Below are 20,104 nucleotides of genomic sequence, written 5' to 3'. Positions count from 1 at the left end.
ATTACGATGATCCAAACCACGACCATTCGGATTCTGATTGCGGACGATCATGCCATCTTTCGGCAAGGATTAGCCACGATTATTAACCGTGACCCAGGTATGAACGTGATTGCCCAAGCCGAAAATGGGGAGCAGGCGATCGCGCTATTTGAGGAACACCAACCAGATGTCACGCTGATGGATCTGCGAATGCCTGAAGTGGAAGGCGTTGTTGCCATCGGGGAAATTTGTGCGATCGCTAAATCTGCTCGAATTATTGTACTAACCACTTATGATAGTGACGAAGATATCTATCGAGGATTACAGGCAGGCGCAAAAGGATACCTGCTGAAAGAAACTGAACCGGACGAGCTTCTGAATGCCATTCGCACCGTTCATCGGGGTCAGAAGTATATTCCGCCCGATGTGGGAGCCAAGTTGGTACAGCGAATGAGCAATCCAGAACTGAGCGAACGAGAACTAGCAGTACTCCGCTCGCTGGCGCAGGGGATGAGCAATGCCGAGATTGCGGCGGCTTTGAATATCGGTGAAGGTACGGTTAAATCTCATGTCAATCGGATTTTGAATAAGTTAGATGTGAGCGATCGCACTCAAGCTGTGATTGTTGCTGTTAAACGCGGCATTGTTAGTTTGTAGGGTGTACTTTCGATCGGATTGGAATTCTAACTTAAGTTAGAGCCAGCCTTCTACTTCGCGATAGTATGGCGACCCTATCAATTTGTACTGTAAAAGAGTTAACTCGCTATAGACGACGGCTCGAAAGCGATCTCCTATATTGAATTTGTTCTGAAAAAAGCTGAGTACTAAAACCGGCAACACTTCAGATAGCTAGGAAAAAATGACCTTGCATGAATTTGAATCAAAAAGGAGACAAACCCATGAGCAATACCATCGACACAACGATCGATCCCAACGACGCCGTTCTGCTGCCGATCGATCGTCAGAGCGGACTCTTCCAACTTGTGCGTGACATCGAACTCCCAGTCCTCCGCGCCAATGCCACCCCAATGTGCGGCATGTGTCGTGCGGAGAAGACCTTACAGGAGTAATGAAATGAAAGGCAATCAAACAATCAACGCAACAGAACAGAGCCGCCGAGACTTTGCTGGGCGCGCTGGCCGAGCAGAGTTTGACGTCATCATTGTCGGTGGCGGATCCGCCGGCGCAGTGCTTGCCAATCGCCTGAGTGCCGATCCATCTCGCAGTGTCTTGCTGATTGAAGCGGGCAAGGCTTATCTCCCAAACGCCTATCCCGACCCAGTCCGCCGCCAGGACCTAGTGGGTGGCGATCCGCAGCACGACTGGGGCTTTTACAGCGAGCCTGGCGTGCTGGGCAGAAGGCTTCAGCTCAACCGCGCCAAGGTGCTGGGTGGCTCATCTGCCATCAACGGTGCAGTGGCGATGCGGGTGCCGAAATACGACCACGATCGCTGGGCCAAGGCGCACGACCTCGAAGCCTTGAGCTGGCAAAGCGCGCAGACCTTCTATCGTTCGCTGGAGCGTACCTCCGGCACTGGCGGCGACGGCCGCGACGGCTGCGTCCCCATCCACCAGCTCGGCGATGAAGAAGTGTCTGACCAGCATCGCGACTTCATCGCGTCGGCACTGGCTGCGGGCTACCAGCGCACATCGGGTTTTACGACGGGGCAGCCGCTGGGCGCTGGTCCCTATGTGATGAATACCCGCATGGGTGTGAGGCTTAACACAGGAATGACCTTGTTGGGCGATGCGGTGCGCGCCCGGCCTAATCTGACCATCCGCGACGAGACGCTGGTCGATGCCGTGTTAGTGGCGCATGGCCAGGCCCAAGGCGTCCGACTGGCGGGCGGGGCGATCGTCCTAGCTGGTGAAATCATCCTGTCAGCGGGCACCTATGTCAGCCCGGCGATCCTGATGCGTTCCGGCATTGGACCCTCTGAGGTGCTGCGAGGTCTTGACATCCCGGTCGTGTCCGAGCTGCCGGTCGGTCGCCGTCTACAGGATCACCCGATGGTTCCGACCGTCTGGTCGATTCGCAAGGAAGCAGTAGGCCTTCCGTATCCACCCATCGGCGCAATGCTGTGGACGACATCCAACCACGCGACGAACGGCGAGGCAGATCTGAACATCAGCACCGCGCCCATGCCCGACGGTGGGCAGACTTCCGACGGCGCGATGTTCCTGCTGTTCGCTGCGCTCGTGAGACCGCGTTCCGTGGGTTCCCTGACTATCATCAGCCGCGATCCCTATGCTGCGCCCATCATCGATCTCGGCTTCCTGACGGACAGCGGTGACCGCGAGCGCTTGGTCGATGGTGTCGAAGTCATCCGGCACATTGCGCGTCAGCAGCCTTTTGCCGATATGGTGGGTGCAGAACTGGCGCCGGGCGCGGCAAAGAGCGACCGCGCTTCGATCGACGCCGCGCTCGCGGCCTCTGTGCAGAGCTATCATCATCCGACCTCCACTGTACCCATGGGCGGACCGCGCGATGCCGGGGCTGTGGTGGACATTGACGGACGCGTTCGTGGCGTCAAAGGCCTGCGAGTCGTCGATGCCTCGATCTGGCCTGACGTGCCCTCCGTCGCAACGGCTTTCCCGACAATGATGCTGGCCGAAAGCATCGCTGCCCGGATGGCCTAAGAGAAGTACGCAATCAGTGAAAGCAACCCCGCCCGAAAGAGCGATAGCTCTGAGATTTGCCACAGGGGCAAGTCAACATCATCAACCCCAACTTGGACACAATCACATGAAACCAGATCATCCCACAAGCGACACCGCCGCACCCGCACACACGCAAGAGGCTGGCAAGGGTCTGACCGCAGCGCAATTGCTGAAGCGCAGTCTGGACACTTTCCTAGCCAAAGATATTAAGGGCTGGGCTGAACTCTGCGACGAAAACGTCGTCGTCGAATTCCCCTTCGCGCCCGACGTGGCATCCAGAAAGCTGGTGGGCCGAGCGGCTATCTACGAGTATTTGAAGAACTATCCCAGCGTCATCGACGTGCAGCGGACTCCCACGCTGAAGATCGTCGCTACCGATGACCCCAGCATGGCCATTGCCGAGTGGAGCGTGTCGGGCCGGGTGATCGGTAACGGCAATCCCTATGAAATGAGCTACGCCACGTTTGTGACTTTCAAGAATGGGTTGATCGTCAATTACCGCGAGTACTGGAACCCGATGGCGTTCATGGCAGCCATGAGCGGCGCAAAGTTCTGAGGTCGCGCCGCGATCGCCACAGAAGAAAACACGCCTGCGTAAAGCATCTACCTGGCTCCGTCCGACTTGCCGCAGGAGGGGCCTGCGCGGGCACTGCTCGGGTGCTATGGCGAGGCGCAAAGCCCTATCAACGCACTGGCGCAGATGGCATACCTCTCCGTCTCCATGCGTCGTATCCAATGCTTGAATTTCTGTTGACTTTCCATCGCAATATATTCAAAGGAATTTACGTTGATTAGCTTCGGATTGTTGCGATCGCCTTTTCCAACCAATCTAAATAAGTCTGTTCCCGTTGCTTCACTAAGTCCAAAACTAGTCGATGCAGTTTTTGTTCACGCGGTGCAGTCGGATTACTCAAAGATAGAGCCTCGATTTCCTTACACTGGGCTAGCTTTTCTTGCCGTGCTTCCAGTTCCTGCTCAAGCAGATCCACGATCGCCTCGTTAGGCAACTGAGCCGCAAAGTAGAGCTGCACCAGCAACGGCTCTCGCAACACGGGCAACGGATGATGTGTCTGAAGCCAGTGGGTTAACTCTGCTTCACCTGCTTCGGTAATCCGGTAAACCTTGCGATTGGGGCGATCGTGCTGAATCTCGACGGTACAGGTAATCCACCCCTGTGACTCCAGTTTGTCTAAAGTCCGATAAATCTGTGCCTGATCTGCTGGCCACAGATGGGAAATGCAATCGTCAAAGCACTTAGTTTTGAGGTCGTAGCCTGTCCGCTCCTGTTGTTGGAGCAGACCCAGAATCACATGGGCAAGAGACATAGGCGGTTTACCGAACGAACAGGGAGGACAAGCCCTACCCATAGAATTTATATACTTCTATGTTAGTATATGATTAATCATATATAGGACAAGTTTTATAAACTGTCTGCCTGGAGGCAACTGTATGACCACTCAAACTCAAACATTCCGAACCGTTGCTGGAATCATTAATAGTGTAGAAACACTTGAAGGAGCAGGCTTTCTGGTGCGTCGTCCTTTTCCCAAGAGTAGCTTTTCTGAGTTTGACCCCTTTCTCCTCCTCGATGAATTGGGTCCCGTGAATCAGAAGCCCGGTCAAGCAAAGGGCGCACCAGATCATCCCCATCGTGGCTTTGAAACCGTCAGCTACGTCTTGGATGGACGGCTGGAACACAAGGACTCGGTCGGTCATGCCGGACTGCTCAATCCCGGTGATGTGCAGTGGATGACCGCTGGGGCAGGCGTAGTGCATTCCGAAATGCCAGAAGCTGAGTTTACCCGCACGGGTGGGCGACTGCACGGCATTCAACTCTGGGTCAACTTGCCGCAGCGGGACAAGATGATTGCTCCTCGCTATCAGGAAATTCCATCAGCGCAGATTCCAGTGGCTCAGACCAAAGATGGGTTCGTGACAGTGCGCGTAATTGCGGGAGAAGCGTTGGGGGCGAAAGCGGTGATTGAAACCCGCACCCCGATTATCTACCTGCACTTCACGCTCCAACCGGGAGGAAGCATTGTTCAATCGGTACCGAAAGAGTACAACGCCTTTACCTATGTCCTCGATGGGTCTGGTTTGTTTGGTACTGAGCAGGAACGGGGTGAGGATGGGCAAATGGTGATTTTTGCACCTGATGGTGAGGAAGTGGCGATCGCCAATCCTGCGGATGCCACCCAACCCCTCGATCTACTGCTGATTGCTGGAGTGCCGCTGAATGAACCTGTGGTGCGCTATGGCCCCTTTGTGATGAACACTGAAGCCGAAATACTACAAGCGATCGACGATTACCAAAATGGAAGGATGGGACATATTTATGATTAACACGCTGCAACACCGTATTACCCAACATCAACTGCTGACCGATATCCGCATCAAGTTATTGCATTTGCATAAACTGTTGTTAGATATCGAGCATATTCGTTACGAACAGGTGCACGGACGGGTCTCTAAGGGTGAATTGCTACAACTGGCGATCGATAGCGATCGATTTGCCTGGTTGCATCACCTCTCAGCATCGATCGTGCAAATTGATGAGTTAATCCACTCTGATGAGCCTATAACCTCCGAGGCGATCGCTGCTCTCATTGCTGATGTTCGGATTCTACTCACACCTGATGAAGCTGGAGATGACTTTGCTGTGAAGTATGATGCGGCGTTTCAACGCAACCCCGATGTGGTGTTAGCTCATGCCGATTTGGTCACACTGCTAGCGACTAAAGTTCAACGATAAATTGAGCAGTTCGTCCAGATTAAATTTAATCTGGACGAACTGCTTTTATCCATTGTATTGACCGAATCGCAAGCATTTGCGGCGTGTTCAGGTGTACTCTCAAACAAATCAGTGCACCCGATTCTAACTTAAGTTATAGCCAACCTTCTACTCCACGATGACATGGTTGCTCTATCAATTTGTACTGTAAAAGTTTTAACTTGCTGTAGACGACGACTTGAAGGCGATCGCCTATAGTGAATTTATAGCAAACAGTTATGCAATCAATGGATTGAGCAAGTAAATTGCAAGGTTCCATGCTTGATGCAGATCTAGAAAAATGAACGATTATCGCAGCCACAGTTCCTTACTTATACTCCCTTCAACCCAAGATTGGAGGCAAGGTGTTCTGAGCGCCAAGATCGTGCTGGTGATGTATGGAGACTATCAAGACTCCAGAAGTGCAGACGTTTACAAGCTGATTAAAGCGATCGAACGAGAGCTTAGTGCTTCTTTTGGAGAGGATTTTTTATGCTTTATCTTCCGTCATTTTCCGCAAGCACAGATTCATCCTCATACTCAACGGGCAGCCGAAGCAGCCGAAGCAGCCGCTGCCCAAGGACAGTTTTGGTCAATGCACGACACTTTATTTGCCCATCAGCAAAAGTTAGAGAACGGTTATCTTGTCGAGTATGCCAACGATTTAGGGCTTGATATTCCTCAGTTCCTCAAAGACTTGCACAAACAAGTACATAGCGATCGCATCAATGAAAATATTGAAAGTGGATTGCACAGTGGAGTAACGGTTGCTCCAGCCCTATTTATCAATAACATTCGATATACCGGACGCTGGAAAATAACAGAGTTGACGACAGCCATGATTGCTGCAAGTCACTAAACTCTATTTATATTTGACTTGTTTGTTAGTGCTAGTCAGCGATCAAATTTTTATGGCTAGCCTTTGCTTTTTTTGTTGAACAAATTGTCAATTTTTGAACCATGCTAACAACAACTATTGAATTCAAGCACAAAGGCTTAACGTGTACTCAATTGCAACAAGTACTCGACTATATTCAGACTCACCTCGATCGAGACTTGTCACTGGTTGAACTTGCAAAGACGCTGAATCTTAGCCCGACTTACTTTGCTAGTGCATTCAAACAAGCGATCGACATTTCTCCACACCAGTATGTGATTCAACAGCGCGTCGAACAAGCGACATTGATGTTGTCAAAAACAGATTTAGCGATCGCAGACATTGCCCTACAAGTAGGTTTCTCCAGTCAAAGCCATTTGACGCAGCACTTCAAGCGATTCATGGGAAAGACTCCCAAGCAGATTCGCTAGCACCATAAGAGTCTGAAAATTTGTCCTAAGGATCTGAAAGAAATCGAACATTGGAACTCATTACATTTAAAACAGAACTAAGATTCAATGCCACTGAAATAAGCTAAATCAATTTACTAGAGCAGCTTTGAGAACAGCACGAGGTTTATTCATTCGCGCAAATGGCTTTGGCCTACGTTTTAGCACTCTGGGTTCAGACCGAAAAACTCTCAAAGGCAGCAAGTCCTTTGCTACAACCTCCATTAGAACTCGATACAAATTTTGCTGTATCTTTTGCGTTGTAATTGCCAACAACCCTATTGTTTGTAGGAACTGCTGTCGAGTTCCCTGCAACGACAGTCGAGATAGGGCTTGTTCTGAGGATTGCGCTGTCTGGAGCATGACGGTTCGCAAGAGATTGTAGGCCAATAGATGTGCCCAGAGGTCTTTGCGCACCATTTGCGGGGTTTTGGCGCTGAGCATCTCCATACCCAAGGTGGTTTTGAGATGTCGTAAATTAACCTCAGCCGCCTGCCATCTCAGACCGTAGAGTTGACCTAACTGCTTGGCACTATAGCGTTTGGCATCGAGTAAAGTCGTGACAATAATGATTCGTAGGTCTCGAAAACCTGGACGACGGATTAGGATAGACACCTCGCGAACATCTAAAAACTTTGGCAACTGGCTAAAGTCTTCCTCACTCATGTGTTGAGGAGGTTTGGAAGGTTTATGCCATCGAACAGCATGGTCTCCAATACCCAGCTTCTGACCTCGACGAAAATCGCTATGACGGGCATGATGCTTACGAAACACCCCATCAGCGCCCTGGGCTTGGACTAAGGCCAGATCTGTAAAAGTTCCATAAGCTCGGTCGCCGAGCCCTACATCCCCAGGCACTAAGTCCGCATACAGCAGACGACTCAATTCCAGCTCACTGGTCTTAAAACAGCTCACGCAAGCCGACACAACCGCACCTGTCATTAAGGAGAAGACCACCACAAGCTTGGCGATGGGAAATCCACACCCTGGCTTTTGGTTACTGTGTTGAGGATAATCGGCTTGGTTGGCAGGCGTATCGCTCATCAGCACTGTGGTACCGTCATAGACCCGCACCCGAAGTCCACACCATTGTTCGGTCGAGGGAATCGTTTGTTCTAACGACTCCGCCGTATCGGGAATCAGACGCTGCAAGACGCTTTCGCTCAATCGTTGACGGGCTTTACTATAGGCTCCAGTATCAGGGGAGGGGCTGTCTCCGCCTGCCGCTCCCACCCAAGCCGTAATCCGTTTGACGGCATTGCTGAGGCTTTTATCCGGGTCTAAAACTTGAGACAGGAGTGCCCATAGCGTCACAATCGGCGTATACACACAGTTTCGATACTGAATATTTTCTTCTACTAAAATTTCTTCAATCCGCGACGCTGGCAATATCTTCAACCAAGGTAATCCAATACTCTGATTGAACTGCTGCTTGAGAATTTCGGCACGATTCAGCATAAGATAAGGAGGTATTATTTTGGTCTGTAAGGCTATGATGCTTCTAAATCATGCCTTGCAGATTTTTTTGTCTCCTTATTTCAGTGGCATTGGAACTAAGATTGTATCTTCGTCCACAGCGTTAACTAAGAATGGATCGTACAAAAATGAGTATTCAGCAATTAATCACGCCCGAAAAGCACAACTTAGGTGGGTTTAGCGTACAGCGCATCTTACCGAGTGAAACCCTAAAAACGGTTGGACCTTTCATCTTCTTCGACCACTTAGGCCCAGCTATTTTCCCGGCTGGAAAAGGCGTCGATGTTAGACCCCATCCACACATCAATTTGGCGACGGTTACCTATCTGTTTGAAGGAAGCCTTCTGCATAGAGATAGTCTAGGTACAGTACAAGAGATTTTTCCGGGCGATGTGAACTGGATGACAGCGGGCAAAGGTATTGTTCATTCTGAGCGATCGCCCGAGAGCTTTAGAGAGAAAGAATCTACTCTTCACGGCATTCAGACCTGGATTGCCCTTCCCGAAATCGCTGAAGAAGTTGAGCCCAGCTTTTCACATTATCCAGCGACTGATTTACCGAGGTGGATTCAAACAGGCACCAGCGCGACCTTGATCGCCGGTAGCTACCAGTCTCACCGATCGCCAGTTATAACCTACTCTGCTACTCTTTACCTAGCGCTCGTTTTCACGGAGGGTAGTCAATTTCAGCTAGCGCCAATAGAAGGTTTAGAAAGGGCAGTTTATAGCGTCACATCCGGCCTATTCTTAAATGGAAAGCCTTTAGAGCCATATCGTCTAGCCGTTTTAGCGCCGGATGAATCAGTAGATATCCGTGCAGGGACTGAGGCGAAAGCAATGATTATCGGCGGGGCACCAGTGGGCGATCGCATAAAGTACTGGAACTTTGTGTCGAGCCGCTCAGCGCGTATCGAGCAGGCAAAACGAGATTGGCAAGACCGCCGCTTCCCGGCGGTTCCCGGTGAGATTGAATTCATTCCGCTCCCTGATAATTCAGATCGCGGTAGTAGCGCGACCCCTCTGAGCTGACGATGGTTAGGCGTTCTTTGCTGAGCGAGAGAACAGCAGCTTAACTCGTACCCGGTTGCAGCAGGTGATGCGAGTGTGTTTAGCAAGTCATGGGGATTTCGCCCCATCAGTATGTGATTCAACAGCGATGTTTTGGATTAAGTCTATTTCATTCGCAAAACGCTTGGAAAATGATATGGAAGTTGGAATTGACAGTTTTGCCTCGGTTGGAACGAGTGAAAACGGTGAAACGGCGGATGCTACGCAGTCTGTCGCCCAATTGCTGGAGAGAATAGAGCAAGCGGATCGTTCCGGCTTGGATATCTTCGGTATCGGCGAGCATCATCGGCATGAATTTTTAGATTCGGCAAACGCGGTTATTCTCGCCGCTGCCGCCGCACGCACCGAACGCATCCGTCTAACCAGCGCGGTTACGGTGCTGAGCGCGGCTGACCCGGTGCGCGTGTTTCAACAATTCGCCACGCTCGATTTGATTTCAAAAGGTCGTGCCGAAATGGTTGTCGGGCGCGGCTCGTTCACCGAAGCCTTTCCGCTATTCGGATTTAGTCTCGGCGATTACGACGAGATTTTCGCTGAAAAGCTCGAACTCTTGCTCAAAATTCGAGACAATGAAACGATCAATTGGTCGGGCAAATTTCGCCCCGCGCTGGAAAACCAAGCGATTTATCCGCGTCCGCTGCAAAAGCCATTTCCCATCTGGATCGGGGTCGGCGGTACGCCGCAATCTTTCCTCCGCGCCGGAATGCTTGGACTGCCGCTCGTGGTTGCCATTATCGGCGGCGAAACGCATCGCTTTCGCTCGCTTGTAGATTTATACCGCGATGCCGGAGCGCGCGCCGGGTACGCGCCCGAAACATTGAAAGTTTCATTGCATTCAATCGGTTATGTCGCCGACACAACCGAACAAGCCGTTGAAGAATTTTTTCCGGGCTACGCCGAAACCTTCACTAAAATTGGCAGAGAGAGAGGCTGGCCGCCCGTTACACGCGCCGCTTTTGACGCGCAGCGCGGCGCGACCGGCGCGTTACTAGTCGGCAGTCCCGAAGAAGTGGCGGAGAAAATCCGCTGTCACAGCGAATCGCTCGGCGGCATTTCGAGAGTAACTTTTCAAATGGACAACGCGCAGATGAATCACGCCCAACTGATGCGCTCTATTGAACTGATTGGAATGCAAATGTCGCCACTCTTGAACGATTAAAATATGCGGGCATGGTTCAACTCAAGTTCCGACAGGGTAACACTAGCTCCATACGCCTGCTAGCGACATTAGAACAGACGTGTTTATGCAGCACTGCTTTACCAGCTCACGGCCTGCGTTGTATTCCTGTATGACTTCGACAGACTGACGCAGCTTTTCAGCATAGGCATCACTACGGCGATCGCCATTTAGCTCAGCGTTAGGAACATCACGCCAATCGAATCCGGTAAGGCTCAGCAGCAGCAGCAGGTTTCTCCCAGCAAAGCCACTTAACACAACAGTTTAAGCGCCTGACTGGAATGACCCCAAAACAGGTTCGCTAACTCGATCGCGCATAAGTCAAGGAGACAAAGATGAAGTTTAAAGCAATCAAAGGACATCAGAGAAGCGGAACGGAAGGGAAAGACGCGACTTACGTGGACGCTGCCGGATGGGGTAAGTATCGGTGGTGGCGGTATCTTCTGGGATTAGTAGTCATCTTCTTTGTGGGGCTAGTGGTCGGCGGCATCGCCACCCCCCGCATTGCGTTCCTGCTCGGCGGTCAGGAGGCGCTTGCGGCATTCAGTCGGCTGGATTACGCCGCGTTCGGTCCCGTGGGAAGCTTCGTTGCGGTCAGGGCAATTTTTCCGTTCTTCCTCGCGGGAATCCTGCTTGCCGTCACCCTCGTCCATCGTCGCCACCCGCGAACGCTGATCACGGCGCGGGAGCGAATCAGTTGGCGGCGTGTCGGTCATGGGTTTGTGGCGTGGTTTGTGCCATTCTGCCTGGTCGCTGGGCTGGGACAGTACCTCTTCTATCCTGACACCTTCTCCTTTAACTTCGACCTCGCAACGTTCGCGCTCTTCGTGCCGCTGGCGATAGTCTTCACTGCGATCCAAACCACCACGGAGGAACTTTTCTTTCGCGGCTACATTGTGCAGGGCGCAAGCCTTGTTTGGACGAACCGCGTCTTTCTGGCGCTGGTGCCAGCCACGATCTTCGCCCTGGCGCACCTGCTCAACCCGGAGGCAAGCGCGGGCGGTTGGCTCACGGTCTTCTTCAACTACTTCCTCGTTCCGGGTCTGCTGTGGACCGCCGTCTCGTTGATTGACGGAACCACCGAACTCGCCATCGGCGCGCACTTCGCGAACAACATCGGCGGCGTACTCCTGTTCAACGTAGTCGGAAGCGCCGTGAACGCACCAGCTCTGTTCACAATCAGCAAATTCCATGCGACCTACGCGGCGCTATCAATGCTGGTTGCAGTACCCGTGTTTCTGGCGATCGCCTACAAGGTGTTCAAACGCGATAAGGCATTCGCACCCGTTTCCCAAAGCGATCGGTGATCTCGTCAGTTGAGCACCAAACTTGCGATTAGCGCCGAGGCGCAACTCTGAAGGAACCGCAGCATAATACCTCAATCAGGAATTCATCATGCAATATCTTTCACAGGACTTAATCCTTCTTGCACTCAATCCCGAAACTGGGAAAACTCGCTTCTCTTTCTACTCTGCGCTCGACTATGGCTTGGTCGGTTCTTTGTTACTAGAGTTAGTACTGCAAGGCAAACTTGAAATCGACAACGACAATCGTGCGATTGGTGCGATCGCAGGCAGCACAGGCGATGAATTCTTAGATCAACGCCTCAACGAGGTTCTCGCATCGTCTCGTCCTCGAACTGCAAGATTCTGGGTGACTCATTGGAGACGAAGATACCGAAGATTTCAAACGATTGTGTTGCAGAACCTAGTCGATTTAAGTGTTTTAGAACGACAAGAGCAACGCATTCTTGGTCTATTTCCAACGCAGCGATATTTTCTAAGAGATGAATCCATTCAGCGCGAGATTGTCCAGCAAGTTCGTGCAGCCGTGTTAGAAGGCATTGGGCTGGATTCTCGTATGGCAGCATTGATTAGTTTGATGCAAGCCTCTCATCTGATCGATGCGGCGTTTGGACCTGAAGAACGTCCTGAAGTGCGATCGCGAATTAAGGCGATCGCAAGAGAAGAGTTGGTCGGCAAAGCAGTTTCAAAGGCAATTTTCACGGTTCAAGCAGCCACGACTCTGGGCGCAATCAATGGCGGATGAAAACGAACTCGCTCTTCACCATAAGAATCTGGAAGAAATCAAGCAGTGGAACTCAGTACACTTCAGATCAATGCAACGAAATTAATGCTAGGAGAAGCACAACGATACTTCAGGATAAAGTGGCGTTAGTCACCAGTTATCATTCTCTATCTTGGCATTGTGTCTAACCCAGTATTCTGATATCTCTGGAGATTGAATCAATGACGGTTTTGAAACAATTTGGGATTCTATTTGTGTTGGGCATTGCGGGAATTGCGATGTCTACGATCACGTCGATTCCATTCGTTGAGCAACAGTTAGCGAAACTGTCTCCAGAAATGCTGGCAAACGTTCCGCCGCTGTGGGTTTTAATGCTGCTACAAGCATTACAGCTTACAGTTCTACTAGCAATCAGCATTTCGATCGGAATTGGCTGTGCCTATCGCGTTGGATTACGCTCGCATTTGATTGACTACTGGGTACTTCATACCCCTAAGGTTCCATTTTCTATCATTGAGATGAAATGGAGCTTGGGTATGGGTTCGGCGACGACGATCGTTCTCCTGTTGCTCGATCGGTTCATGAAACCTGCTCTACCTGAAGCGCTACAGGCATCCAACAACACAGAACCGGATTGGCTGAGTTCACTTACAGCAATGCTTTATGGCGGCATCACTGAGGAAATTCTGATGCGCTGGGGCTTAATGTCGCTGCTTGTTTGGATCGCGTGGAAAGTCTTAAAACAAGGTACTACGTTGCCAAACCAGGGAATATATCAAGGTGCGATCGTGCTGGCAGCGCTGGTATTTGGACTTTTACACCTGCCTGCGACTGCCGCGATCGTTCCACTCACTCCGCTTGTGATTATCCGAGCGATATTGCTCAATGGGATTGCTGGCATTGCTTTTGGTTGGCTCTTTTGGCAATACTCGCTTGAGGCTGCGATGTTATCCCATGCCAGCTTTCATGCCTTTTCCTTTGCTCTTAGCCTTTTACTATCAAGGTTTGTCTAAGCTTTTTTCTAAAGCGATTTCGCGATTATTTCAAGAGAGAACAACCGAACTTGGATTTTAGGAGAAATAGAATGATACTTCAGGATAAAGTGGCGCTTGTCACTGGCGGAACTTCAGGAATTGGTCGTGCAACGGCGATCGCTTATGCTCAACAACAAGCCAAGGTAGTATCCATAGGAATCTGCAAGAAGTTGAGTGTTGGAACTGACTACACTCAAGTGAACTAAGACAAAGAGAACTTAGGAGTTGATGATGATGTCCAAAGTGTCTTCTCCTCACCACCACAAAACTAAAGAAAGGAATCGTTACCATGAGTACCCAACCGACCGAAGCGATCAAAGAGTTTCTGGCGAATACGGCAATCGAAAAGGTCGAGGCGGCCGCCCGACAGCTCGTTGCGGAGGACGCAACATACATTTCCCTGAATTTCGACAACCCTATCTGCGTCCGGTGAGCTTGGTCGTTATGTAGCGAGGATGAAGAATGAAAAGAGAGTTAGCGATAAATTTTTTGTTCTCGTTTGTGGGCGGTGCAATGGTCTGGGCCTTGTCACCATTTTTATCCGGTCAGGTCGAACCGTGGGATGCGAAAGGTTTTTATTATTCCGCAGCACTTCTTATTGTTGGCCTTATCGTTGGCCTTGCTCGGCCTAAACATGTTTGGTCGCACTATGCCGGTATTATTCTTGGTCAACTGACGTATATGCTTTGTTTTCTGCCCGGCGGTCCGTTAATTCCTGTTGGAGTCGCTATTTTAGCGGCTTACTCCACAATCGCTTTAGCAGGAGCAGCAAGTGGGGCCTGGTTTCGTCGCATCAGCTGGGGTGCGCGGTGATTTTGCTGCATAACAATTGTGATGCAACAGACAAAAACACATCATCAATTTAAAACGGAGAAACCTCTCATGCCTTACATTACCGTTGGTCAAGAAAACTCTGCAACCATCGATCTCTACTACGAAGATCTTGGGGCAGGTCAACCGATTGTACTGATTCATGGATTTCCATTGAACGGACATTCCTGGGAGAAGCAGGTTTTAGTTTTACTGAATGCAGGATATCGAGTCATTACCTACGATCGCCGAGGATTTGGCAACTCTAGCCAACCCTCGTTTGGTTATGACTACGATACCTTCGCCGCCGATTTGAACGGGCTGATGACCAAGCTTGACTTACATGACGCTGTGTTAGTCGGCTTCTCAATGGGGACGGGTGAAGTCACGCGCTATCTTGGCAAATATGGCTCAGAGCGCGTGCAGAAAGCCGTGCTGATGGCTCCCGTCCCTCCGTTTCTACTGAAGACCGCTGATAATCCTGAAGGTGTCGATCGAAGCGTTTTCGATGGCATTATGAAAGCGATCGTTGAAGATCGTCCAGCTTACTTTTCTGAATTTTTCAAAGCGTTCTTCAATATGGATGTGTTGTTGGGCGATCGCATCAGCAATGAAGCAATTCAGGCAAGTTGGAATGTGGCAGCAGGAGCTTCTGCGAAAGGGACTCTAGATTGTGTACCGTCCTGGCTCACCGATTTTCGCGACGATCTGCCCCGCATTGATGTTCCAACTCTGATTATTCATGGTGATGCCGATCGCATTTTGCCGCTTGAGTCTACCGCAGCAAGACTCCCGAAGCTGATTAAGAACAGTCAACTGGTTGTCATTCCTGGTGGACCGCACGCTATCAACTGGACTCACGCCGATCGGGTCAATCCCGTGTTACTGGACTTTCTTCAGCGCGTGAATTCATCTCATTGATCGACAGATCGAGAGAGTAGACAAATTGTTTCTTATGCTGACTCTGATGTGTTGAGTGCCAAACTCGTGCGATCGGAAGCGATGTGTTGCGCTGTGCTACCAGATTCTAAGAATTGTAGATTGTTAAATCCATGTTTTTAACAGGGGCGTGTTGATATGGAAAAAGGAAGATTGATAGCATTCAGTGATGGTGTCATCGCCATCATCATCACGATTATGGTACTGGAATTGAAGGTGCCTCACGGAGATGATTTAGCTGCATTACGTCCGCTAAATCCCTTGTTTCTAAGCTACATCCTTAGCTTTATCAATTTGGGAATTTATTGGAATAACCACCACCACTTATTTCAGGTAGTGCAATATGTCAGCGGTCGAGTTTTATGGGTTAATTTGCATTTGTTATTCTGGCTATCGCTTATTCCCTTTGTCACCGCTTGGATGGGCGAAAATTACTTCACCGCTTTACCTGTTGCCTTTTATGGTGGTGTGCTGTTGTTCAGCGCAATTGCTTATTTAATTCTGACTATGGCTCTGATTGTTCACCACGGTCAAGGCTCGGCGATCGCGACTGCCATCGGGAGAGATTTTAAGGGCAAGGTATCAGTGGCGATCTATGCCGTATCGATTCTCCTTGCCTTTGCTAATTCATGGTTGGCTTTTAGTCTCTATGTATTAGTAGCAATGATGTGGTTGGTTCCAGATCGCCGGATTGAGAAAGCAATGCGTTGATAAAAGTATCGTCAGACCGCCATCTATGCTAATAACCTGCAAGATTTACAATGAGGTTCAATCGCATAGACTCACTGAATTCGCTCATCTCAGAAGGAATCAATAACTACCACAGCACTCTATCTCATTCACAATCGCAATTTCTGGGATCAACAACATTTTCCCCGCAGCCTTAGTAGCTGGTCTATACATGCCCAACCATGCCCCCATTTGGACAGAGGTAGGAGTTGCAGCTCTTGAACCTCCAACGATGCGGATTGAAATGCAATTATTTCGTGAGTTTTGCATAAGAGGCAACAGTAAAGGAGACAAAGATGAGAATCAAAGCAATCAAAAGAAAGCAGGGAATCGGAACGGATGTGAAAGACGCGACTTACGTGGAGGCTGCCGGGTGGGGGAAGTATCGGTGGTGGCGGTATCTGCTGGGGCTGACGATCATCCTCTTCTCCTGGATGATCGCCGCCAACGTCGCCAGTGCGCTCGTCGCGCTGGCGCTCGGTGGCAAAGAGGGTGCCGCAGCGCTCGGTCGGCTGGATTACGCTGCCTTCGGTCCCGTGGGGGGCTTTGTCGTGGCTATGGCGGGTTTTCCGGTGTTCTTCGCGGGAATTGTCATTGCCGTCACCCTCATCCACCAGCGTCATCCCCGAACGCTTGTCACGGCGCGGGAGCAGATCAGTTGGCGGCGCGTCGGTCACGGCTTCGTGGCTGGTTTCGTGCCCTGGGTTCTGCTCGGCGGGTTGGGGCAGTACTTCCTCTATCCCGATAGCTTCTCCTTCAACTCCGACCTCAAGACGTTCGCGCTCTTCGTGCCGATCGCACTGATTTTCACCGCAATCCAGACGACCACCGAAGAGCTTTTCTTTCGCGGCTACATCGTGCAGGGCGCGAGCCTGATCTGGTCTAACCGCGTGTTTCTGGCGATCGTCTCAGCCGCGATCTTCACCCTGCCGCACGCCACCAACCCAGAGTCACAGGAGGGTGGCTGGATCGGGATGTTCCTCGGACTCTTCGTCGGCACGGGTCTGCTGTTTGCGATCGTTTCATCGATCGACGGCACCACCGAGGTTGCGATCGGCGCACACTTTGCCAACAACATCGCGTACTTTCTCTTGTTCAACTGGTCTGGCAGCTTCTTTGCCGCGCCAGCCCTGTTCAGCATCAGCGAGTACCATGCGAGATTCTACGACATCATTTCTATCGTGCTGATTCCCATCTTCCTGGTGATTGTTTTCCGGGTGTTCAAACGCGATAAGGCATCCGAACCTGTTTCCTAGAGCGATCGGAATAGTCATCGGCGATCTCGTCAGTTCATAAAACCACCGTCAAACGTACTGAACATTTCGTCATTACATGCTCAACCATGCCCCAATTTGGACAGAGGTAGGAGTTGCAGCTCTTGCACTTCCAACGATGCGGATTGAGATCCGCGTTACTGCAATCATTAGCTAAAACCTATGGAGAGATTCAGATGTCAGACAGAAATAAAACCATTTTGTTAGAGGCAAACGCGGCGATCGCTGAAGGTAAAAATGAAAGATTCTTGTCGTTCTGCGCCGACGACATGGAATGGACATTTGTAGGTGAAAAGACCCTTAAAGGAAAGGAAGCCGTTCGCCAATGGATGGCAACGGCATACGTAGAGCCACCAAAGTTTATGGTTACTAACTTAATCGCTGAGGGTGATTTCATCACAGCACTCGGCGACATCACAATGAAGGACGAAGATGGAAAGGCGGCTCATTACTCATACTGCGATGTCTGGCGCTTTCGCAGCGGTAAGATTGCCGAATTAAAGGCTTTCGTCATCAAAACCGATTTCAAGAGAGAACAACCGGACTTAGATTTTAGGAGAAATAGAATAATACTTCAGGATAAAGTGGCGTTAGTCACTGATGGAACTTCAGGAATTGGCAGAGCTACCGCGATCGCTTATGCTCAACAACAAGCAAAGGTGGTGGTGGGTCGTCGAATTGATGAAGGTGAAGAAACTGTAAAGAATGCAAAAACCGAACACCGCTTTCCAGCAACCCACAACAGGAGCATTCCATATGACCCAGCGTGACGCCGTTTTCCCCGCCGGTCGGCATGACCTCTACACGTCACAGACCTATTCCGCAGCGATCAGATCAGGTGACCTCCTGTTCGTGTCCGGTCAGGTCGGCAGTCGCAGCGATGGCTCGCCCGAGCCGGACTTTGAGGCTCAGGTCCGCCTGGCATTCTCCAATCTCGAGGCGACCCTGCAAGCGGGTGGATGCGGGCTTGACGATATCGTCGACGTGACGACCTTTCATACCGATCCCGAGAATCAGTTCGGCACGGTCATGACCGTTAAAAGCGAAGTTTTCCCGGAAGCGCCTTATCCAAATTGGACGGCGATCGGCGTCAACTGGCTCGGGGGGTTCGACTTCGAGATCAAGGTTATCGCCCGTATTCCAGGCTGAATGCATCAGGCGGAGCGGGCGGCGGGATAACCCGACACTGCACTCGACCGGCCCGACATTTGTCATCAAGGCGAAGCGATTCGCGGGCTTATTGGCAAGTAAATTGCCGATTTGACGATCGCATTAGTAGTCACATACCCAGTAAAACACTATGTCACAACAACTCTCAGGTAAAGTTGCGCTTGTCACTGGCGGAACTTCAGGAATTGGTCGTGCAACGGCGATCGCTTATGCCCAACAACAAGCCAAGGTGGTGGTGGTGGGTCGTCGAATGGATGAAGGTAAAGAAACGGTTCGATTGATTCAGAACGCTGGCGGAGAGGCGATTTTTGTGCAAGCAGATGTCACGCAAGAAGCCGATGTGAAAGCAATGGTTGATAAAGCGGTTGGCGTTTTTGGTCGGTTAGATATTGCTTCTAACAATGCAGGAACTATCGGCGAAAATTCCTCGTTAATTGAGCAAACAGAAGCGGAATACGATCGCACGATGAATGTCAATATCAAAGGCATTTGGTTGTCGATGAAATATGAAATCGCTCAGATGTTGAAACAGGGAAGTGGTTCGATTGTCAATACGGCATCTGCGAATGGAGTCGTTGCAGTTCCTACCTTCCCCCTCTACACCGCGAGTAAAAGTGCAGTAATAGGCTTAACAAAAGCTGCTGCACTCCAATATGCCAAAGCGGGGATTCGCATCAATGTCGTTGCACCAGCAGTAATCGAAACAGAGATGTTTGAAGCAGCGACAGGTGGGCAGGATGAAACCAAAGCTTACATGGCAGGACTTCACCCGATCGGACGAATTGGAACACCACTTGAAGTTGCCAATGCAGTCCTGTTTTTATCATCTGACCTGGCATCGTTCACAACAGGTGCAACATTGATGGTCGATGGTGGGTATGTAGTGCAGTAGTCGATCGGCAGGTGTTTGAGTTCTTAAAAAGGAGGTTTGCGATGAAGATTCTCATTGTTCTCACGTCTCATGACCAACTTGGCGATACCGGAAAGAAAACGGGTTTCTGGCTGGAAGAGTTTGCGGCTCCCTATTACGTGCTGAAGGATGCGGGAGCAGCGATCGCGTTAGCCTCCCCGAAGGGCGGTCTGCCGCCGCTCGATCCGAAAAGCGATCTACCCGAAAACCAGACCGAATTGACGCAGCGTTTCCGCACAGACCCCGCAGCGCAGGCTGAACTTACCCACACGAAAAAGCTAGCCGACGTGTCCGCAGACGATTTCGATGCAGTCTTCTACCCCGGTGGACATGGTCCGATGTGGGATATGCCCGACAACGCGACATCGATCGCCCTGATCGAAGCCTTCGTGAAGTCCGACAAGCCAGTTGGTGCAGTGTGTCACGCGCCAGTCGCGTTGGTCAATGTGCGCGGGAAGGATGGCGAGTATCTGATCGAAGGCAAGCGCGTGACTGGGTTCACGAATGCAGAAGAAGAAGCGGTGGGCTTGAGCGCGATCGTGCCTTTCTTGTTGGAAGACCGACTAAAGGAACGAGGTAGCCTCTACAGCAAAACCGCCAACTGGATTCCCTATGTCCAAGTAGACGGGAAGCTCGTGACCGGACAGAATCCTGCCTCTTCGGGACCCGCAGCGGAAGAGTTACTGAAGTTGCTTCGCTCTGCTTGAGCTGTGCGGGAGGCACGTTGTCCGCACTCTGGGAGGTTCTCTCAGAT

Annotated in this window: 25 protein-coding genes and 1 pseudogene; 24 read left to right on the top strand and 2 right to left on the bottom strand. The window is 50.8% G+C overall.

Annotation, left to right across the window (positions count from 1 at the left end; genetic code table 11):
* The first annotated feature begins 6 nt into the window (after positions 1-6).
* From R6H26_RS03535 to R6H26_RS03520, 4 genes are all read left to right on the top strand, one after another.
* A complete protein-coding gene (locus R6H26_RS03535) occupies positions 7-636 on the top strand; it encodes a response regulator (RefSeq protein WP_404788373.1) in 630 nt (209 codons plus the stop codon).
* Between the two features lie 212 nt (positions 637-848).
* Positions 849-1,049, top strand: coding sequence for a hypothetical protein (locus R6H26_RS03530; protein WP_404788371.1), 201 nt, complete (start codon positions 849-851; stop codon positions 1,047-1,049).
* Between the two features lie 4 nt (positions 1,050-1,053).
* The gene (locus R6H26_RS03525) at positions 1,054-2,619 is read left to right on the top strand and encodes a GMC family oxidoreductase (RefSeq protein WP_404788369.1); all 1,566 of its coding nucleotides are present in this window, start codon (positions 1,054-1,056) and stop codon (positions 2,617-2,619) included.
* Between the two features lie 106 nt (positions 2,620-2,725).
* Positions 2,726-3,196, top strand: a complete 471-nt coding sequence (locus R6H26_RS03520) for a nuclear transport factor 2 family protein (RefSeq protein ID WP_404788367.1) — start codon at positions 2,726-2,728, stop codon at positions 3,194-3,196.
* Positions 3,197-3,431: 235 nt separating this feature from the next.
* Here R6H26_RS03520 and R6H26_RS03515 read toward each other — a convergent pair whose 3' ends face one another.
* The gene (locus R6H26_RS03515) at positions 3,432-3,965 is read right to left on the bottom strand and encodes a PadR family transcriptional regulator (RefSeq protein ID WP_404788365.1); all 534 of its coding nucleotides are present in this window, start codon (positions 3,963-3,965) and stop codon (positions 3,432-3,434) included.
* A 124-nt stretch (positions 3,966-4,089) separates the two neighbouring features.
* On the opposite strand from R6H26_RS03515, the gene R6H26_RS03510 reads away from it, so the two are divergent.
* From R6H26_RS03510 to R6H26_RS03495, 4 genes are all read left to right on the top strand, one after another.
* Positions 4,090-4,983, top strand: coding sequence for a pirin family protein (locus R6H26_RS03510; RefSeq protein ID WP_404788364.1), 894 nt, complete (start codon positions 4,090-4,092; stop codon positions 4,981-4,983).
* Positions 4,976-5,392 (top strand): hypothetical protein, encoded by a 417-nt coding sequence (locus R6H26_RS03505; protein WP_404788362.1) that lies wholly within the window; start codon positions 4,976-4,978, stop codon positions 5,390-5,392. Before R6H26_RS03510 ends, R6H26_RS03505 begins: the two co-directional genes overlap by 8 nt.
* Positions 5,393-5,711: 319 nt before the next feature.
* Positions 5,712-6,269, top strand: a complete 558-nt coding sequence (locus tag R6H26_RS03500) for a DsbA family protein (RefSeq protein WP_404788360.1) — start codon at positions 5,712-5,714, stop codon at positions 6,267-6,269.
* A 101-nt stretch (positions 6,270-6,370) separates the two neighbouring features.
* Positions 6,371-6,718 carry an AraC family transcriptional regulator gene (locus R6H26_RS03495; protein ID WP_404788359.1) on the top strand — a complete coding sequence of 116 codons (348 nt, stop codon included), beginning with the start codon at positions 6,371-6,373 and terminating at the stop codon, positions 6,716-6,718.
* 108 nt (positions 6,719-6,826) lie between these two features.
* Here R6H26_RS03495 and R6H26_RS03490 read toward each other — a convergent pair whose 3' ends face one another.
* Complete coding sequence (locus R6H26_RS03490; protein WP_404783463.1) at positions 6,827-8,194, bottom strand: IS4 family transposase; 1,368 nt, start codon at positions 8,192-8,194, stop codon at positions 6,827-6,829.
* 146 nt (positions 8,195-8,340) lie between these two features.
* Between R6H26_RS03490 and R6H26_RS03485 the strand changes: the two genes are divergently transcribed.
* From R6H26_RS03485 to R6H26_RS03410, 16 genes and pseudogenes are all read left to right on the top strand, one after another.
* Complete coding sequence (locus R6H26_RS03485) at positions 8,341-9,240, top strand: pirin family protein (protein WP_404788358.1); 900 nt, start codon at positions 8,341-8,343, stop codon at positions 9,238-9,240.
* Positions 9,241-9,367: 127 nt separating this feature from the next.
* Positions 9,368-10,438: an LLM class flavin-dependent oxidoreductase gene (locus R6H26_RS03480; protein WP_404788356.1), complete on the top strand. Its 1,071-nt coding sequence runs from the start codon at positions 9,368-9,370 to the stop codon at positions 10,436-10,438.
* Between the two features lie 248 nt (positions 10,439-10,686).
* A pseudogene (locus R6H26_RS03475) lies at positions 10,687-10,761 on the top strand (AraC family transcriptional regulator); the annotation flags it as partial.
* 30 nt (positions 10,762-10,791) lie between these two features.
* Positions 10,792-11,763 carry a lysostaphin resistance A-like protein gene (locus R6H26_RS03470; RefSeq protein WP_404788354.1) on the top strand — a complete coding sequence of 324 codons (972 nt, stop codon included), beginning with the start codon at positions 10,792-10,794 and terminating at the stop codon, positions 11,761-11,763.
* Between the two features lie 88 nt (positions 11,764-11,851).
* Positions 11,852-12,505, top strand: a complete 654-nt coding sequence (locus R6H26_RS03465; RefSeq protein ID WP_404788353.1) for a GPP34 family phosphoprotein — start codon at positions 11,852-11,854, stop codon at positions 12,503-12,505.
* Positions 12,506-12,705: 200 nt separating this feature from the next.
* On the top strand, positions 12,706-13,497 hold the full coding sequence (locus R6H26_RS03460) for a CPBP family intramembrane glutamic endopeptidase (protein ID WP_404788351.1): 792 nt from the start codon (positions 12,706-12,708) through the stop codon (positions 13,495-13,497).
* Between the two features lie 71 nt (positions 13,498-13,568).
* Entirely contained in the window at positions 13,569-13,724 is a 156-nt protein-coding gene (locus R6H26_RS03455) for an SDR family NAD(P)-dependent oxidoreductase (RefSeq protein WP_404788349.1), read from the top strand.
* A gap of 83 nt (positions 13,725-13,807) precedes the next feature.
* On the top strand, positions 13,808-13,951 hold the full coding sequence (locus R6H26_RS03450) for a hypothetical protein (protein WP_404788347.1): 144 nt from the start codon (positions 13,808-13,810) through the stop codon (positions 13,949-13,951).
* A gap of 29 nt (positions 13,952-13,980) precedes the next feature.
* Positions 13,981-14,331 (top strand): hypothetical protein, encoded by a 351-nt coding sequence (locus R6H26_RS03445; protein ID WP_404788345.1) that lies wholly within the window; start codon positions 13,981-13,983, stop codon positions 14,329-14,331.
* 69 nt (positions 14,332-14,400) lie between these two features.
* On the top strand, positions 14,401-15,249 hold the full coding sequence (locus R6H26_RS03440) for an alpha/beta fold hydrolase (protein ID WP_404788343.1): 849 nt from the start codon (positions 14,401-14,403) through the stop codon (positions 15,247-15,249).
* Positions 15,250-15,405: 156 nt separating this feature from the next.
* The gene (locus R6H26_RS03435; protein WP_404788341.1) at positions 15,406-15,978 is read left to right on the top strand and encodes a TMEM175 family protein; all 573 of its coding nucleotides are present in this window, start codon (positions 15,406-15,408) and stop codon (positions 15,976-15,978) included.
* Positions 15,979-16,292: 314 nt separating this feature from the next.
* A complete protein-coding gene (locus R6H26_RS03430; protein ID WP_404788339.1) occupies positions 16,293-17,252 on the top strand; it encodes a lysostaphin resistance A-like protein in 960 nt (319 codons plus the stop codon).
* A gap of 194 nt (positions 17,253-17,446) precedes the next feature.
* The gene (locus tag R6H26_RS03425; protein ID WP_404788337.1) at positions 17,447-18,040 is read left to right on the top strand and encodes an SDR family NAD(P)-dependent oxidoreductase; all 594 of its coding nucleotides are present in this window, start codon (positions 17,447-17,449) and stop codon (positions 18,038-18,040) included.
* On the top strand, positions 18,027-18,419 hold the full coding sequence (locus R6H26_RS03420) for a RidA family protein (protein ID WP_404788335.1): 393 nt from the start codon (positions 18,027-18,029) through the stop codon (positions 18,417-18,419). The genes R6H26_RS03425 and R6H26_RS03420 overlap by 14 nt, the downstream gene beginning before the upstream one ends.
* A 151-nt stretch (positions 18,420-18,570) precedes the next feature.
* A complete protein-coding gene (locus R6H26_RS03415; RefSeq protein ID WP_404788333.1) occupies positions 18,571-19,332 on the top strand; it encodes an SDR family oxidoreductase in 762 nt (253 codons plus the stop codon).
* A gap of 41 nt (positions 19,333-19,373) precedes the next feature.
* Positions 19,374-20,057, top strand: a complete 684-nt coding sequence (locus tag R6H26_RS03410) for a type 1 glutamine amidotransferase domain-containing protein (RefSeq protein WP_404788331.1) — start codon at positions 19,374-19,376, stop codon at positions 20,055-20,057.
* Positions 20,058-20,104 lie beyond the last annotated feature (47 nt).

It is taken from the genome of Altericista sp. CCNU0014 (assembly GCF_044923475.1).
In the GTDB taxonomy this organism is placed as follows: Bacteria; Cyanobacteriota; Cyanobacteriia; order Thermosynechococcales; family Thermosynechococcaceae; genus JAAURS01.
The sequence above is the reverse complement of the archived record's forward strand: the minus strand, read 5'-3'. Positions and strand labels throughout refer to the sequence as shown.